The following is a 16,871-nucleotide window of genomic DNA, read 5'->3' on the forward strand; positions in this document are numbered from 1 at the left end:
CTCGCGACAGCGGTATATCAGTCAACTCATCAGTGACTGACCCACCGCATTCGCGAGCAAGCCCGCTCCCACATTTGAGTTGCGGTGCATCAGCCCCTCTTGTTGTATTTCAAAACCCCTTCCTATAATCCCTGCGGCTTACCAAAGCCCCGCCCGTCCGCGTGCTACCCGCACTTCAAGCGTCCAGGCACCGCTTTACCGTGTCTGACCGGTGTTCGCTCCCATCCCGAGCGCCCCGCGTACAACCCATGATCCATGGGAGTTCGGCCCATAATAATCCGCGTCCAAACGCGCAATGACCGCTAGGGATATCGCCATGAGCACCACCTATAACGAGGCCGCGACCGACGCCGCCCCGACCAACTCGACCGCACGGGTGGCCACGGCCAGCATCGTCGGCACCGCCATCGAATTCTACGACTTCTATATCTACGCCACCGCCGCCGCGCTGGTGATCGGCCCGGTCTTCTTCCCCCAGACCTCCGGCACCGCGCAGATGCTGGCGTCGTTCCTGACCTTCGGCATCGCCTTTATCGCCCGCCCGCTGGGTTCGGCGCTGTTCGGTCACTTTGGCGACCGCATTGGCCGCAAATCCACCCTGGTCGCCTCGCTGCTGTTGATGGGCGTGTGCACCACGCTGATCGGTTTGCTGCCAGGCTACGACAGCATCGGTGCCTGGGCGCCGATTCTGTTGTGCGTACTGCGCTTCGGCCAGGGCCTGGGCCTTGGCGGGGAATGGGGCGGCGCCGCCTTGCTCGCCACCGAGAACGCACCGAAAGGCAAACGTGCCTGGTTCGGCATGTTCCCGCAGTTGGGCCCGTCGATCGGCTTCCTCGCGGCCAACGGCCTGTTCCTGATCCTGGCCATGAGCCTGAGCGACGAGCAGTTCCGCAGTTGGGGCTGGCGCATCCCGTTCATCCTCAGCGCGGCCTTGGTGATGGTGGGCCTGTATGCCCGCCTCAAGCTGCATGAAACCCCAGTGTTCGCCAATGCGGTGGCCAAGGAAGCCCCGGTCAAAGTGCCTCTGGTGGAGCTGTTCAGCCAGCACTGGCTGCCGGTGCTGCTGGGCGCGGCATCGATGGTGGTGTGTTATGCGCTGTTCTACATCACCACCGCGTTTTCCCTGAGCTACGGCGTGTCCACCCTGGGTTACAGCCGCGAGACCTTCCTCGGCTTGCTGTGCTTCGCGGTGTTGTTCATGGGGCTGGCCACGCCGCTGGCGGCCCTGGCCAGTGACCGCTACGGGCGCAGGCCGGTGCTGATCGTCGGCGCGATCCTGGCGATCCTGTCGGGCTTTACCATGGAGCCGTTGCTGACCCACGGCTCGACCTGGGCCGTGGCGTTGTTCCTGGCACTGGAGCTGTTCCTGATGGGCGTGACGTTTGCACCGATGGGCGCGATGCTGCCGGAATTGTTCCCGACCCGCGTGCGTTATACCGGCGCGTCGGCGGCGTATAACCTGGGTGGGATCGTGGGTGCGTCAGCGGCCCCGTTCTTCGCGACCAAGCTGGTGGCGATGGGTGGGCTGAGTTATGTCGGTGGGTATGTGTCGGCGGCAGCGTTGCTCAGCTTGATTGCGGTGCTGTGCCTGAAAGAGACGCGGGATAATGATTTGAACAAGGTCGCCTGATAGACCGCCTTCGCGAGCAAGCCCGCTCCCACACTTTTGATCGCATTTACAATTTCTGAGATGTGCCAGTCTTTACAGCCGCACAACTTCGGCAGATGATTTGCCCCGCTCCACCCCACCCAGAGAGTACCGACCATGAGCAAAAAGCCATCCAAGCATGGCCCCAACAAGGCCAAGTCCATCATCGCCCAGCCACTGTTCCGCAGCCGTCAGGAACGCGCCGGCAAGGGCAAAGGCAGCTACCGCCGCGAAGCCTTCCAGTCTAATAGCTGGGAGGCTTCTTACTTTCTGGCTGCCTGAAGGCAAGCGCCCCTTTGGCATGATAAGGTCTGCACCTGATTTGTAATCCCTGGACCTGTGCATGCCCTCTTGTCTCTCCCGTCGTTGGCACCTTCGCCAATTGATCGCTGCCTCCAGCCTCATTCTGCTCGTCGCCTGTGCGGAGAAACCGACCGCCGCCGACGCTCAACCCCTGCCGAAACTCCAGACCGCTCCAGTCGTGGCCCCCGCTGTCGTGGCGCCCCTGGCCGTGGACAACCTGGATATCCAGCCGACCCAAAGCTTCGCCGAGTGGCAGGCCGGGTTTCGCGAACAAGCCTTGAAAGCCGGGATCACCCCCGCCGTTTTTGACACGGCCTTTGCCAACGTCACGCCAGACATGGCCGTCATCCGCGCCGACCGCAGCCAGCCGGAATTTTCCCGGCCGGTGTGGGAATACCTCAACGGCGCCCTGTCGCCGCTGCGTGTGCGCAATGGCCAGGCGTTGCTTATCAAGTACGCCGACATCCTGCAACGCATCGAAGAACGTTATGGCGTGGATCGCCAGGCCTTGGTCTCGGTGTGGGGCATGGAAAGCAACTTCGGCCAGTTCCAGGGCAACAACTCGGTGATCCGCTCCCTGGCGACCCTGGCCTATGAAGGCCGTCGCCCGGCGTTTGCCCAGGCGCAACTGCTGGCGGCGCTGCAAATCATCCAGCACGGCGATATCCAGGCCGATCAGATGAAAGGCTCCTGGGCCGGCGCCATGGGCCAGACCCAGTTCATTCCGACCACCTACAACACCCACGCCGTGGACTTCGATGGCGACGGTCGCCGCGATATCTGGAACAGCCCGGCCGACGCCCTCGCCTCCACGGCGCACTACCTGCAAAGCTCCGGCTGGCAGAAAGGCCAGCCGTGGGGGTTTGAGGTCAATCGACTGCCAGCAGACTTCGATTACGCCCTGGCCGATGGCGGTGTCCGCAAGACCGTCGCCGACTGGCTGAAACTGGGCATCCAACTGCCACCCGGCGCGAGCATGCCGCCGAACGTCGACCAGTTGTCCGCCGCCCTGCTGCTGCCGGCGGGTTACCGTGGCCCGGCGTTCCTGGTGCTGGATAACTTCCGCGCGATCCTCAAGTACAACAACTCGTCGTCCTACGCGCTGGCGGTCGGCCTGCTGTCGGAGCGGTTTGGCGGCGGTGGGGTGATTCGTGGCGATTGGCCGAAGGATGAACTGCCGCTGAGTCGTTCCCAGCGCATCGACTTGCAGACCGTGCTGAACGCCAAGGGCTATGAAGCCGGCAACCCGGACGGGATTATCGGTGCCAATACGCGCAAGGCGATTCGGGCGGCGCAGCAGTCGCTGGGTTGGCCGGCGGATGGGTATCCTACTGTGAAGCTGTTGGAGTCTTTGCAAAACCGCTAGATCTGCTTATGGCGACTGCCGCTATCGCAGGCAAGCCAGCTCCCACATTTAACCGCGTACATCCTTTGGAATGCGGTCGAATGTGGGAGCTGGCTTGCCTGCGATGACTGCCTGACAGGCAACGACTCACTCAGGTCTTGAACACCACATCCTGCTCCAACACCAACCGCTGCTCCCCCGCATCCAACCGCACCAGCGCGCCCATCGGCAACGTCAGGTTCGGATCACAATGCCCACTGCGCCACCCCGCCAGCACCGGAATGCACAGCGGCTCGAAGGTCTGCTTGAGCAAGCGCTCCAGCGCCGCCTTGTCCACCCCCGCCACATCCCCCACCAGCACACCGGCAACCTGCGCGAGCTTGCCCGCCAGGCGCAGATGGGTCAGCAGGCGGTCGATGCGGTAGATCGGTTCGTTGACGTCTTCGATCAGCAGGATGATGCCTTCGGCGTTGATCTCAAAGGGCGTGCCCATCACCGCCGCGATCATCGACAGGTTGCCCCCCAGCAAGCGCCCACAGGCGATGCCTGGGGCAATTGTGGTCAACGGGTAGGCCACCGGGTGCGCCAGCACGCTGCCAACGCCGAGATCGCCGCGCAGCATGCTGAGCAGAGAAGACTCGGTAGGTGGTTGCTTGTCGCCCAACAGGTCGGCATTGAGCATCGGGCCGTGGAAGGTCACAAAACCCGCGTAGCGGCTGATGGCCAGATGCAGAGCGGTGATGTCGCTATAGCCGACGAACGGCTTGGGGTTGGCGCTCAACAGGTCGAAATCGAGGCTATCAAGCAGACGGGGCGTGCCGTAGCCGCCACGCAGGCAGAAAATGGCGTCGATGTGAGGGTCGGCAAACGCGCGGTGGAGGTCGCTGAGACGCGTTTGATCGCTGCCGGCGAGATAACCGTCACGTTCGTAGACACCGGGGAAGATTCGCAGGTCATAGCCGCGGGCGCGCATCCATTGCCCGGCTTTTTCGACGTCCAGCGCGGCCGGGCCGGCGGGAGCGATCAGGGCGATGGTGCCTTCGGGGCGAAGGGCAGGTACGGCGGCAGTCATCCACTATTCTCCCTAACTAACGCATAACGAAATGTGGGAGCTGGCTTGCCTGCGATGCAGGCACCTCGGTGTATCAGTGGCACCGAGGTGATGCTATCGCAGGCAAGCCAGCTCCCACATTGGATTGCGGCGCTGCCCAACCCTTTATCAGGAAACCAGGCTAGCCTTGACCAGCTTGGCCTGCTCGTCAGCGTGGTACGACGAACGCACCAACGGGCCCGACGCGACGTTCTTGAAGCCCATCTTGTAACCTTCCTCGGCGAACCAGGCGAAGGTGTCCGGGTGCACAAAACGCTGCACCGGCAAGTGGCTGCGGGACGGTTGCAGGTACTGGCCCAGGGTCAGCATGTCGATGTCGTGTTCGCGCATGCGCTTCATCACTTCGATGACTTCTTCGTCGGTCTCGCCCAAGCCCAGCATCAGGCCGGATTTGGTCGGGATGTGCGGCATCATCTGCTTGAATTTCTGCAGCAGGGTCAGCGACCACTGGTAGTCCGAACCCGGACGCGCGGCCTTGTACAGGCGCGGCACGGTTTCCAGGTTGTGGTTGAACACATCCGGTGGCTCGGCGGCGGTGATTTCCAGCGCGACGTCCATGCGGCCACGGTAGTCCGGGACCAGGGTTTCGAGCATCACGTTTGGCGACAGCTTGCGGATCTCGCGGATGCAATCGGCAAAGTGCTGGGCACCGCCGTCACGCAGGTCGTCGCGGTCTACCGACGTGATAACCACGTACTTGAGGCGCAGGTCGGCGATGGCGATAGCCAGGCTTTCCGGCTCGTTGACGTCCAGTGGCTTCGGTCGGCCGTGGCCCACGTCGCAGAACGGGCAACGACGGGTGCAGATGTCACCCATAATCATGAAGGTGGCGGTACCGCCGGAGAAGCACTCACCCAGGTTCGGGCAGGAAGCTTCTTCGCACACGCTGTGCAGCTTGTGCTTGCGCAGCAGGGCCTTGATACGGTCGACTTCCGGCGAAACCGGGATGCGCACGCGGATCCAGTCAGGCTTCTTCGGCAGTTCGGTGGTCGGAATGATCTTCACCGGGATGCGTGCAACCTTCTCGGCGCCGCGCAGCTTGACGCCGGCTTCCACCTTGGCACGCGGGGCCGGGGCCGGACGATCGGTTACGTCCACCGTCGGGATCATGGTTTGCACTGCATCAGTAGTCATCATCAGTCGATTCCGCCCGTCAGGGTCGTCTGCTCAGCATAGTCGAGGTGTTTGACGAGCTGCGCACGCAGCCGGGCACTAACCTCGGCAAATTTAATCGGTGTGGCGTGGTCGCTCAGTTGGGTCATCGCCAGCCCGGCATAGCCGCACGGGTTGATCCGACGAAACGGCGCCAGGTCCATGTCCACGTTCAGGGCCAGGCCGTGAAAGGAACAACCGTGGCGAATGCGCAGGCCCAGGGAAGCGATTTTCGCGCCATCCACGTACACGCCAGGCGCATCGGGCTTGGCTGCGGCGGTCACGCCGTAGCTGGCCAGCAGCTCGATCAGGCATGTTTCCATGCGGCTGACCAGGTCGCGTACGCCAAAACCCAGCTTGCGCACATCCAGCAACAGGTATGCGACAAGTTGTCCCGGGCCATGGTAAGTCACTTGGCCACCTCGGTCGACCTGCACCACCGGAATATCCCCCGGCAGCAGCAGATGCTCAGCCTTGCCGGCCTGGCCCTGGGTGAACACCGGCGGGTGCTCCACCAGCCAGATCTCGTCCGGGGCCGAAGTACCGCGCTCGTTGGTGAACCGCTGCATGGCATGCCAGACCGGCTCGTAGGCCATCTGGCCGAGCTCGCGAAAGCCCAGGACGCCTGACATCACAGCACCATGTGCACGAAGCCGGTGGCCCGCAGTTCGCTGTTGATGTCGTAGAGCTGGTCTTGACCGGTCGCAACGATGTGCAACTGGATCGTGGTGTATTTACCGTTGGTGCTCGAACGCTCGTCCACCCGGTTGTCGTTGATCGTCGCGTGTTTGCGCACGATGGCGATGATGGTGTCTTTGTTGCCCACGCCGGTATCGCTGATCACTTTGACGGGATAATCCGTCACTGGGAATTCGATCTTTGGCGCCTTTACTTCGGTATCGGTCATGGCGTAACGGCCTCGTAAGCGTAAGCCGTGGCGACGGGCAAAGCCCCGCGTCGGATCAACGCGGGGCTGTGCAGGTGCACACTTATCAGTTGAACAAGCTGTAGAAGAATAGACGGATGCTATCCCACACGCGGCGGAAGATACCACCTTCGTCGACGGCGTCCAGCGCGATCAGGTCGGCGCTGTGCACCACCTTGTCGTCCAGTTTCACTTCGACCTTGCCGATCACGTCACCCTTGGCAATCGGTGCAACCAATTGCGGGTTCATGGTCATGCTGGCAGCGAGCTTTTTCAGCTGGCCTTTAGGCATGGTCAGGGTCAGGTCTTCGGCCAGGCCGGCCTTGACTTGGGAGGTCGCGCCTTTCCACACCGGCGCGGTCGCCAGCTCGGCACCCTTCTGGTAGAAGGTCTGGGTTTCGAAGAAACGGAAACCGTAGGTCAGCAGTTTTTGCGTCTCGGCCGCACGGGCCTGCTCGCTGTTGGTGCCGAAGACCACGGCGATCAGGCGTTGGCCGTCACGTACAGCGGACGACACCATGCAGTAGCCAGCTTCGTCGGTGTGGCCGGTTTTCAGGCCATCGACGGTCTTGTCACGCCACAGCAGCAGGTTGCGGTTAGGCTGCTTGATGTTGTTCCAGAAGAATTCCTTCTGGGAGTAGATCGCGTAGTGCACCGGGTCGACACGAATGATCGCGCGCGCCAGGATCGCCATGTCGTGAGCCGACGAATAGTGCTCAGGGTTTGGCAGGCCGGTCGGGTTCATGAAGTGGCTGTTGGTCATGCCCAGGTCAGCGACGGTTTTGTTCATCATGTCGGCGAAGGCGTCTTCGCTGCCGGCGATGTGCTCGGCCAGGGCCACGCTGGCGTCGTTGCCGGACTGGATGATGATGCCGTGCAGCAGGTCGCTCACCGTCACCTGCGAACCAACCTTGATGAACATCCGCGAACCGCCGGTGCGCCAGGCGTTTTCGCTGACGGTCACCGGGTCGTTTTCGCCGATCTGGCCGCGACGGATTTCCAGGGTCGCGATGTAGGCGGTCATCAGCTTGGTCAGGCTGGCTGGAGGCAGACGCTGGTCACCATTGCTTTCGACCAGCACGTTGCCGCTGGCGGCATCCATGAGGACCCAGGCCTTGGCGGCCAGTTGCGGGGAAGCCGGCACCATTTCAACCGCCCAGGCGGCCGGGGTGATGATGAGCGAAAGGAGCAGGCACGTGCGTTTGGCTAAGGAGGTGATGTTCATCCGTCTCTCGAAATTGCTTATGGAAACTTGCCCTCGCGGGCAAAACTTATTCAGACAGGCCGTTGCCAGACTGTCGCGTGTTCGGTTGCCCGCTCACCCCTTGCCCCTGGGTTTTATTGTTCAACGAGCCAACAACCAGGGTTCAGGCCCACATTCGGGCCCGAACCTTCAATCTTCTGTTATTCGGCGGTGACCACGCTGGGTTGCCCCAGGTTGGCCATGCGCACGCTGTTCTGCACTTGTGCGACTTCACCCGGCGTGCCGATCGGCCCCATGCGTACACGGTGCAGGGTTTGCTGATTACGCACGATGGAACTGATAAAGACCGGCGCGCTGACCATGCCGCTGAGTTTCGACCTTAGCAGCTCTGCCGCATCCGGGTTGGCGAAAGCGCCGACTTGCAGGTATTGCCCGCCCGCCATCGAAGCCCCCGGCGCGGCACGCGGCACCACCACGGTATCCGGTGCGTGCTGCTGCGGCGGCGGCGTCCACTGTTCGATCTTGCCGGCCGACGCGTTCACCTGCGGCTGCTGGCTGGTCGGCTCGTTGAGCATCAACGGTGCCGGCTTGCCGCGCTGGGCCCAGTATTGCGCCGGGTCGATACCTTCGACCTTGACCCGCGCCGTACCGGTTTCGGCGTAGCCGAGTTTCTTCGCGGCGGCGTAGGACAAGTCGATGATGCGATCGGAATAGAACGGCCCACGGTCGTTGACCCGCAGGATCACCGTGCGATTGTTGTCCAGGTTGGTCACCCGTACATAGCTGGGCAGCGGCAGGGTCTTGTGCGCCGCGCTCATGCCGTACAGGTCATACACTTCGCCGTTGGCGGTGTTCTGGCCGTGGAACTTGGTGCCGTACCAGGACGCCGTGCCCGATTGCACGTAGGTCTTGGATTCTTGCAGCGGAAAGTAATTCTTGCCCAGCACGGTATACGGGTTGGCCTTGTACGGCCCGGTGTGCAGGGTTGGCGTGGCATCCGGGATCTTCGACACATCGACATCCCACCACGGCGCGCCATCTTTGTGCGCGCGGTTGATGTCCAGGCCCGGCTGGGAGCGGACCACCGCCCCGCCGGATTTCTGCGCCGGACCCCGGCTGGTGGAGCAACTGACAACCAGCAAGGACAACGCGGCAAACGCCACCAGCTTGAGCGGTTTTTGGATCGGCGATACCCGCATTACTTGTTGCCCCGTGCTTGGACCAGCATGTCTGACAGCTGATGCACGGCCATGGCGTACATCACACTGCGGTTATAACGCGTGATTGCGTAGAAATTCTTCAGGCCCATCCAGTATTCAGGGCCGTTTTCGCCTTCGAGACGGAACGCCGTCACTGGCATGTCATCGCGTGGCGCATTCTGACTCGACCACCCCAGCGCCCGCAACTCCCCGACCGTCTTGACCGGCTCGATGCCCTGGGTCAGGCCTTCATCGGCGCGATCCCCGGCCACATCGGCGCGGATCACCACCGGTTCGCCCGCAACCCAGCCGTGGCGCTTGAAGTAGCTGGCGACACTGCCGATGGCGTCGTCGGGATTGCTCCAGATATTGATATGGCCGTCGCCGTCGAAGTCCACCGCGTAGGCGCGGAAGCTGCTCGGCATGAACTGCGGCAAGCCCATCGCCCCGGCGTAGGAACCCTTGAGGGTCAGCGGGTCGACCTGCTCTTCGCGGGCCAGCAAGAGGAATTCGCGCAGTTCCTTGCGGAAGAACTCGGCGCGCGGCGGGTAATCGAAGCCCAGGGTCGACAAGGCGTCGATCACCCGGTAACTGCCGGTATTGCGCCCGTAAAAGGTTTCAATGCCAATGATGGCGACGATGACCTGGGCCGGCACCCCGTATTCCTGCTCGGCGCGGGCCAGTACGGCCTCGTGCTGGCGCCAGAAATCCACGCCCCGCGCCACGCGGGCGTCGGTGAGGAACATCGGGCGATATTCCTTCCATTGTTTCACCCGTTCGGCCGGGCGGGAGATGGCGTCGAGGATCGCCTGTTTTTTCTGCGCCTCGCGAAACACGCCCATCAGTTGTTCACCGGCGAAACCGTAGTCGCGGGTCATTTCACCGACAAATTCGGCGACCTGGGGTGAACCATCGTAGTCACCGGCCTGCGCCTCTTGCGTTGCGCCCAGCAGGCCAATCAGGCCCATCCAGGACGCGTGCCGAGTCGCCCAGCCGCGCATTACTTGCATTGACATCTTCACCTTATTCAAACCTGTGCGATCCATTTGCGATGCGTATGAATCGACATCAAAACCCCAAACGCTGACAGCAATGTCACCAGCGAAGTTCCGCCGTAGCTAATGAATGGCAACGGCACCCCAACCACCGGCAGCAGGCCACTGACCATACCGATGTTGACGAAAACGTAAACAAAAAAAGTCATGGTCAGGGCGCCGGCGAGCAATTTGCCGAACAGCGTCTGCGCCTGGGCGGTAATCACCAGCCCGCGACCAATCAACAACAGATAGATCAGCAACAGCGCGCAAATGCCCACCAGGCCAAACTCTTCGCCCATCACCGCAATGATGAAGTCGGTGTGGCTCTCCGGCAGGAAGTCCAGGTGCGACTGGGTGCCCAGCAGCCAGCCCTTGCCAAACACGCCGCCAGAACCGATGGCGGCTTTCGACTGGATGATGTTCCAGCCGGTGCCCAGCGGATCGCTTTCCGGGTCGAGGAACGTGAGAATCCGCTGCTTCTGGTAGTCGTGCATAAAGAAGAACCACATGGCCACGGCCACCGGCACGGCGGCGGCGAGCACGCTGAGGATCCAGCGCCAGCGCAGGCCGCCCATGAACAGCACGAACGCGCCGCCCGCGAGGATCAGCAGCGAGGTGCCGAGGTCCGGCTGGCGCACGATCAGGATGAACGGTATGCCGATCAGGATCAGGCTCACCCCCACATGCTTGAGCTGCGGCGGCAAGGTGCGCTTGGACAGGTACCAGGCGATGGTCGCCGGCATCAGGATCTTCATGAATTCCGACGGCTGGAAGCGAATCACCCCCGGAATGTTGATCCAGCGGGTCGCCCCCATGGCGTTGTGCCCCATCACGTCCACCACCACCAGCAACAACACGCCGGCGACATAACCGAGGGGCACCCAGCGCGCCATGAAGCGCGGCTCCAGCTGGGCGATCACCACCATCGACAACAGGCCCAGGCCAAACGACGAGGCCTGCTTTATCAGCAGGTCCCAGTTCTTGCCGCTGGCGGAATAAAGGACGAACAGGCTGCCGGCCGCCAGGGTCAGCAGCAGGATCAGCAACGGGCCATCGATGTGCATGCGTTGCAGCAAGGTCGCACGGCGACGCATCACATCCTCGCTGGAGAGGATGCGGTCAAAATTACTCTTCACTGGCCGTAACCTCGGTGCTTGAAGGGGGGCCGCCATATTCGGACTTGAGTCGGCCGTCGTCGGCCAACAGCCAGGCGTCCATGATCTGACGCACCACCGGGGCCGCGACACCGGAGCCGGACTCGCCGTTCTCGACCATCACCGCCACCACGATTTTCGGGGCATCCGCCGGCGCGAAGCCGACAAACAAGGCGTGGTCACGGTGGCGCTCCTGAACCTTGGTGCGGTCGTATTTCTCGCCCTGCTTGATCGCCACCACCTGGGCGGTACCGCTCTTGCCGGCAATGCGGTACTGCGCGCCAATCGCCGCCTTGCGCGCGGTGCCTCGGGCGCCGTGCATCACTTGCTGCATGCCGTGGTTGACCTTGGTCCAGTCCGACGGATCGCGCAGCACGATGTCGGGGATCGGGTTGTCGTCCACCGGTTTCTCGCCTTCGATGGTCTTGGCCAGGTGCGGGCGGTTCCAGATGCCCTTGTTGGCCACCAGCGCCGTGGCTTGGGCCAGCTGCAAAGGCGTGGCCTGCATGTAGCCCTGGCCGATCCCGAGGATCAGGGTTTCACCCGGGAACCACGCCTGGCGACGGGTCGCGCGCTTCCACTCGCGCGACGGCATCAAGCCCGGGGATTCTTCGAACATGTCCAGGGAAACTTTCTGACCCAGGCCGAACTTGCCCATGTAGGCAGACAAGCGGTCGATTCCCAGCTTGTGGGCCAGGTCGTAAAAATAGGTGTCGTTGGAGCGCATGATCGCGGTGTCCAAATCGACATAGCCGTCACCGGTGCGGTTCCAGTTGCGGTATTTGTGATCGTAGTTGGGCAGCATGTAGTAGCCGGGGTCATAGACTCGACTGGAGGCCGTGACCACGCCCGCGTCCAGGCCGGCAATCGCCACCGCTGGCTTGATCGTCGAACCCGGCGGATACAAGCCGCGCAGCACGCGGTTGAACAGCGGCCGGTCGATGGAATCGCGCAGCTCGGCGTAGGCCTTGAAGCTGATGCCGGTGACGAACAGGTTGGGGTCGAAACTCGGCTGGCTGACCATCGCCAGCACTTCGCCCGTGGTCGGGTCCAGTGCCACGACGGCGCCACGCCGCCCGCCCAGGGCCATCTCGGCCGCTTCCTGCAACTTGATGTCCAGGCTCAGCACGATGTCCTTGCCCGGCACCGGGTCGGTGCGCTTGAGCACCCGCAGCACACGGCCACGGGCGTTGGTCTCGACTTCTTCGTAACCCACCTGGCCGTGCAACTCGGGCTCGTAGAAACGCTCCACGCCCGTCTTGCCGATATGGTGGGTGCCGCTGTAGTTCACCGGATCGAGGGTCTTCAGCTCTTTCTCGTTGATCCGCCCCATGTAGCCGACAGAGTGGGCAAAGTGCGGCCCTTGCGGGTAATGCCGCACCAACTGCGCCACCACTTCCACACCCGGCAAGCGGAACTGGTTTACCGCGATCCGTGCGATCTGCTCTTCGGTCAGCTCAAACAGGATCGGCACCGGCTCGAATGGCCGGCGCCCCTGCTTCATGCGCTTTTCGAAGATCACCCGATCTTCCGGGGTCAGCTGCAGCACCTCGACGATCACATCGAGGACCTGCTGCCAGTCGCCGGAACGCTCGCGGGTCATGCTCAGGCTGAAGCTGGGGCGGTTGTCCGCAACCACCACGCCATTGCGGTCGAAAATCAACCCACGGGTCGGCGGAATCGGCTGCACATGCACCCGGTTGTTTTCCGACAAGGTGGAGTGGTAGTCGTACTGGATCACCTGTAGGAAATACAGGCGCGCAATCAACACTCCGATCAAACCCACCACCAAAAACGCGCCAAAGACTACGCGCGCGCGTACCAGACGTGCGTCTTTCTCGTGGTCCTTGATGCGGATCGGCTGGGTCATCGGGAGGGGCGCAGACTATTTGTGGTAAGGGTGCCCGGACAGGACTGTCCAGGCGCGATACAGCTGTTCACCGATCAGAATCCTTACCAACGGGTGCGGCAACGTGAGCGCCGACAGCGACCAGCGCTGGTCGGCCCGCGCACAGACTTCCGGCGCCAGCCCTTCGGGGCCGCCGACCATGAAGTTGACCGTGCGCGAATCCAGGCGCCAGCGATCCAGTTCCACCGCCAACTGCTCGGTGCTCCAGGGTTTGCCGTGCACTTCCAGGGTGACGATGCGCTCGTTGGGGCCGACCTTGGCCAACATGGCTTCGCCTTCCTGACGGATAAAGCGCGCCACGTCGGCATTCTTGCCCCGGGTATTGAGCGGTATCTCTACCAGTTCCAGCGACAGCTCGGCGGGCAGACGCTTGGCATACTCGTGCCAGCCTTCTTCCACCCACTTGGGCATGCGTGAACCGACAGCAATCAAACGCAGGCGCACAGCCGTTCCTTATTCCTGGTCTTTGTTGAGCTTGTCGAAGTGCGCGTGGCCCACTTCCGGGCTGTGGTGCTTGCCATCGGCGGCACGGCTCTGCTCGGCGCCTTTCCACAGACGCTCCAGGTCGTAGAACTGGCGGGCGTTGGAGGTCATCATGTGAACGATCACGTCGTCCATGTCCAGCAGCACCCAGTCGCTGTCGCCCTTGCCTTCTTCACCCAGCGGCTTCACGCCTTGGGCTTTGACGGCTTCACGGACTTTATCGAGCATCGCGCCGATCTGACGGTTCGACGTACCGGTGGCGATAATCATGAAGTCGGTGATGCTTTGCTTGTCACGCACGTCCAGCACCTGGATGTCCTGGGCTTTAACGTCTTCCAGGGCCGCCACGGCGACTTTTACCAGCTCTTCGCCAGCCAGTTCCGGGCCAACGTGGGCTTCAACCGGCAGCGGCGCGCTTTTGAAGGTGCCTTTGCGCTTAACTTTGCTTACGTCTTTGTTCGTCATATAAAACTCGTTTTGCTCGTATGTTCGGGCGCTTGCTGCACGAATGTTCGTACGTTCAAGCGCGCCTTTTCAGTTCGACGCACGGTAAAGCCCGTGCGCATCGATGTAGGCCAGGACCGCGTCAGGCACCAGGAAACGTACCGACTTACCGCTGGCCAGCAGTTGACGGATCTGGGTGGCGGACACCGCAAGCGGGGTCTGCCAGACGAATGCAATATTCCCGTTCGGCCCGGTCAGGGCCAAGGGGTCACTTACCGACCGCGCGGCCAGCAGGTTGCGCAAGGCATCCGGCGGTTCGCTGTCGGCATCCGGGCGTTGCAAAACCAGGATGTGGCAGTGCTGGAGGAGTTCCTCCCAGCGATGCCAAGAGGGCAGGCCGCAAAATGCGTCCCAGCCCAGAAGCAGAAACAACTGGTCATCCGCGGCCAACTCGGCACGCATCAGCTCCAGGGTGTCAACAGTGTAGGACGGTTTATCGCGCTTGAGCTCGCGGTCGTCCACCACCAGGGGTGCAATGCCTTCCACCGCCAGGCGCACCATTTCCAGGCGCTGCCGTGGCGACACTTGCGGCGTATCGCGATGGGGCGGCCGGGCGTTGGGCATCACGCGCAGTTCATCCAGCGCGAGGGCATCCGCGACTTCCAGGGCACTGCGCAAATGGCCGATGTGCACGGGGTCGAAGGTACCGCCGAGCAGCCCGATGCGTTTACCCATCAAGTGCGCACATGACCGTCGCCGAACACCACGTACTTCTCGCTGGTCAGGCCTTCCAGGCCAACCGGGCCACGGGCGTGCAGCTTGTCGGTGGAAATACCGATCTCCGCCCCCAGGCCATACTCGAAGCCGTCGGCAAAACGCGTCGAGGCGTTAATCATCACCGAAGCGGAATCCACTTCGGTGAGGAAACGCCGCGCATCGCTGAAATGCTCGGAGACAATGGCGTCGGTGTGCTTGGAACCGTACTTGTTGATGTGCTCGATGGCCTCATCCAGGTCATCGACGAGCTTGATCGACAGGATCGGCGCGGTGTATTCGGTGTACCAATCCAGCTCGGTGGCCTCGACCACGTCCGCACCCAGCAGCGCACGGGTACGTAAACAACCGCGCAGTTCCACACCTTTGTCGCGATAAATGGCAGCCAGCGGCGGCAGCACGCGCTCGGCAATGCCGGCGTGCACCAACAGGGTTTCCATGGTGTTGCACGGCGCGTAGCGGTGGGTCTTGGCGTTGTCGGCGATGCGAATCGCCTTGTCGATGTCGGCAGCGATGTCGATGTACACGTGGCACACGCCGTCCAGGTGCTTGATGACCGGCACCTTGGCATCGCGGCTGACGCGTTCGATCAGGCTCTTGCCACCGCGTGGCACGATCACGTCGACGAATTCCGGCATGGTAATCAGCGCGCCAACGGCGGCGCGGTCGGTGGTTTCCACCACTTGCACCACTTCGGCAGGTAACTCGGCCACGGCCAGGCCTTGCTGGATGCAGGTCGCAATGGCGCGATTGGAGTTAATGGCTTCGGAGCCGCCACGCAGGATGGTGGCGTTGCCCGACTTGAGGCACAGGCTCGCAGCGTCGATGGTCACGTTCGGACGCGACTCGTAGATGATGCCGATCACGCCCAGGGGCACGCGCATCTTGCCGACCTGGATACCGGACGGCAGGTAGCGCATATCGCGGATTTCACCGATGGGGTCAGGCAGCTTGGCCACCTGACGCAGGCCTTCGATCATGTCGTCGATACGTGCCGGGGTCAGCGCCAGGCGGTCCAGCAGCGCCGGCTCCAGGCCATTGGCGCGGCCGTTGGCCAGGTCCAGTTCGTTGGCGGCGGTGAGCTCGGAGCGCGAGGCATCCAGAGCGTCGGCGGCCGCCAGCAGGGCGCGATTCTTCTGCGCAGTGCTCGCACGGGCGATCAACCGCGAGGCCTGACGGGCAGCGCGACCCAGGCGGGTCATGTAGTCAAGAACGGACTCAGTCATGGTCAGGGAGTCTTGGCAGGGAGGAAAGCGGCAGATTATAGCTGTGACGCCGCCTGACTGACAGCGGTGAGGGGCGGATGGTCGAAATGAACTGTAAAAACCTGGGGTTCAGCGGTAATTAAGGTGGGAGTTGTTATTATTCGGTCACATTTAGCCGTATTAACCCCAGGCCACCATGCTCAGCGTTTCGCCCCAACACCCCGCCAGCGCCCTGCCCGACGGCTTCTTCGACCGCGACGCCCAGATTCTTGCGCGAGAATTGCTCGGAAAAGTCATACGCCATCGCGTCGGCGAGATCTGGCTTTCGGCGCGAATTATTGAAACCGAAGCCTATTACGTGGCCGAAAAAGGCAGCCACGCTTCACTCGGCTACACAGAAAAGCGTAAGGCTTTGTTTCTGGACGGTGGGCACATATACATGTACTACGCCCGTGGCGGCGACTCGCTGAACTTCAGCGCCCAGGGCCCGGGCAATGCCGTGCTGATCAAATCGGCTTATCCGTGGGTCGATGAACTGTCTGGCCCGGCCAGCCTGGCGCAGATGCTGTTGAACAATCCAGATGCCAATGGTCACCCTCGCCCTTCGCAAAAGCTTTGCGCTGGACAGACGTTGTTGTGCAAGGCCCTGGGGTTGAAGGTGCCGATGTGGGATGCCAAGCGCTTTGACCCGCAGCAACTCTTTGTTGAAGACGTGGGCCAGGTGCCAACACCCATCATCCAGACCACTCGCTTGGGCATTCCCAGCGGGCGGGATGAACATTTGATGTATCGCTTCGTCGATGCGGGCTACGCGCCTTATTGCACACGGAACCCGCTGCGGCGGGGCCAGGTCGAAGGCCGCGATTATTTTTTGATTTGAGCCAATGGAACATTGAAGTCTGCGTTGACGTAGAACCAATGTGGGAGCGGGCTTGCTCGCGAATTCGGTGGGTCAGCAATACATGCATTGACTGACAC

General features: G+C 62.3%; 17 protein-coding genes. 4 read left to right on the plus strand and 13 right to left on the minus strand.

Annotated elements, in window-relative coordinates:
- Window positions 1-316 precede the first annotated feature (316 nt).
- The 3 genes from NUV89_RS20405 (at window position 317) to NUV89_RS20415 (ending at window position 3,317) form a co-directional block, all read left to right on the plus strand.
- On the plus strand, window positions 317-1,630 hold the full coding sequence (locus tag NUV89_RS20405; RefSeq protein WP_207040576.1) for an MFS transporter: 1,314 nt from the start codon (window positions 317-319) through the stop codon (window positions 1,628-1,630).
- Between the two features lie 135 nt (window positions 1,631-1,765).
- Window positions 1,766-1,930 (plus strand): alternative ribosome rescue factor ArfA, encoded by a 165-nt coding sequence (arfA, locus tag NUV89_RS20410; protein ID WP_003176285.1) that lies wholly within the window; start codon window positions 1,766-1,768, stop codon window positions 1,928-1,930.
- A 61-nt stretch (window positions 1,931-1,991) separates the two neighbouring features.
- Window positions 1,992-3,317 (plus strand): lytic murein transglycosylase, encoded by a 1,326-nt coding sequence (locus tag NUV89_RS20415; protein ID WP_257782727.1) that lies wholly within the window; start codon window positions 1,992-1,994, stop codon window positions 3,315-3,317.
- A 130-nt stretch (window positions 3,318-3,447) separates the two neighbouring features.
- On the opposite strand, the gene NUV89_RS20420 is transcribed toward NUV89_RS20415, so the two are convergent.
- The 13 genes from NUV89_RS20420 to NUV89_RS20480 form a co-directional block, all read right to left on the minus strand.
- Window positions 3,448-4,368 carry an LD-carboxypeptidase gene (locus tag NUV89_RS20420; RefSeq protein ID WP_257782728.1) on the minus strand — a complete coding sequence of 307 codons (921 nt, stop codon included), beginning with the start codon at window positions 4,366-4,368 and terminating at the stop codon, window positions 3,448-3,450.
- A 147-nt stretch (window positions 4,369-4,515) separates the two neighbouring features.
- Window positions 4,516-5,517 carry a lipoyl synthase gene (gene lipA / locus NUV89_RS20425; RefSeq protein WP_017735632.1) on the minus strand — a complete coding sequence of 334 codons (1,002 nt, stop codon included), beginning with the start codon at window positions 5,515-5,517 and terminating at the stop codon, window positions 4,516-4,518.
- A 26-nt stretch (window positions 5,518-5,543) separates the two neighbouring features.
- On the minus strand, window positions 5,544-6,191 hold the full coding sequence (lipB, locus tag NUV89_RS20430; RefSeq protein WP_017735631.1) for a lipoyl(octanoyl) transferase LipB: 648 nt from the start codon (window positions 6,189-6,191) through the stop codon (window positions 5,544-5,546).
- On the minus strand, window positions 6,191-6,466 hold the full coding sequence (locus NUV89_RS20435; RefSeq protein ID WP_124526353.1) for a DUF493 domain-containing protein: 276 nt from the start codon (window positions 6,464-6,466) through the stop codon (window positions 6,191-6,193). The genes lipB and NUV89_RS20435 overlap by 1 nt, the downstream gene beginning before the upstream one ends.
- A gap of 85 nt (window positions 6,467-6,551) precedes the next feature.
- Window positions 6,552-7,709 carry a D-alanyl-D-alanine carboxypeptidase family protein gene (locus NUV89_RS20440; RefSeq protein ID WP_017735629.1) on the minus strand — a complete coding sequence of 386 codons (1,158 nt, stop codon included), beginning with the start codon at window positions 7,707-7,709 and terminating at the stop codon, window positions 6,552-6,554.
- A 179-nt stretch (window positions 7,710-7,888) separates the two neighbouring features.
- Entirely contained in the window at window positions 7,889-8,887 is a 999-nt protein-coding gene (locus NUV89_RS20445) for a septal ring lytic transglycosylase RlpA family protein (RefSeq protein ID WP_017735628.1), read from the minus strand.
- The gene (mltB, locus tag NUV89_RS20450) at window positions 8,887-9,897 is read right to left on the minus strand and encodes a lytic murein transglycosylase B (RefSeq protein WP_124526356.1); all 1,011 of its coding nucleotides are present in this window, start codon (window positions 9,895-9,897) and stop codon (window positions 8,887-8,889) included. Before mltB ends, NUV89_RS20445 begins: the two co-directional genes overlap by 1 nt.
- A 17-nt stretch (window positions 9,898-9,914) precedes the next feature.
- The gene (rodA, locus tag NUV89_RS20455) at window positions 9,915-11,018 is read right to left on the minus strand and encodes a rod shape-determining protein RodA (RefSeq protein ID WP_017735626.1); all 1,104 of its coding nucleotides are present in this window, start codon (window positions 11,016-11,018) and stop codon (window positions 9,915-9,917) included.
- A 31-nt stretch (window positions 11,019-11,049) separates the two neighbouring features.
- Window positions 11,050-12,948, minus strand: coding sequence for a penicillin-binding protein 2 (gene mrdA / locus NUV89_RS20460; protein WP_257782729.1), 1,899 nt, complete (start codon window positions 12,946-12,948; stop codon window positions 11,050-11,052).
- A 15-nt stretch (window positions 12,949-12,963) separates the two neighbouring features.
- A complete protein-coding gene (gene rlmH, locus NUV89_RS20465; protein WP_003176297.1) occupies window positions 12,964-13,431 on the minus strand; it encodes a 23S rRNA (pseudouridine(1915)-N(3))-methyltransferase RlmH in 468 nt (155 codons plus the stop codon).
- A 9-nt stretch (window positions 13,432-13,440) separates the two neighbouring features.
- Complete coding sequence (gene rsfS, locus NUV89_RS20470; protein WP_003176298.1) at window positions 13,441-13,935, minus strand: ribosome silencing factor; 495 nt, start codon at window positions 13,933-13,935, stop codon at window positions 13,441-13,443.
- A gap of 69 nt (window positions 13,936-14,004) precedes the next feature.
- Window positions 14,005-14,649: a nicotinate-nucleotide adenylyltransferase gene (nadD, locus tag NUV89_RS20475; protein ID WP_017735624.1), complete on the minus strand. Its 645-nt coding sequence runs from the start codon at window positions 14,647-14,649 to the stop codon at window positions 14,005-14,007.
- Window positions 14,649-15,914, minus strand: a complete 1,266-nt coding sequence (locus NUV89_RS20480) for a glutamate-5-semialdehyde dehydrogenase (protein ID WP_257782730.1) — start codon at window positions 15,912-15,914, stop codon at window positions 14,649-14,651. The genes nadD and NUV89_RS20480 overlap by 1 nt, the downstream gene beginning before the upstream one ends.
- Before the next feature lie 175 nt (window positions 15,915-16,089).
- Here NUV89_RS20480 and NUV89_RS20485 point away from each other — a divergent pair, with 175 nt between their 5' ends.
- Entirely contained in the window at window positions 16,090-16,773 is a 684-nt protein-coding gene (locus NUV89_RS20485) for a DNA-3-methyladenine glycosylase (RefSeq protein ID WP_257782731.1), read from the plus strand.
- Window positions 16,774-16,871 lie beyond the last annotated feature (98 nt).

It is taken from the genome of Pseudomonas sp. 18.1.10, from assembly GCF_024655625.1.
In the GTDB taxonomy this organism is placed as follows: Bacteria; Pseudomonadota; Gammaproteobacteria; order Pseudomonadales; family Pseudomonadaceae; genus Aquipseudomonas.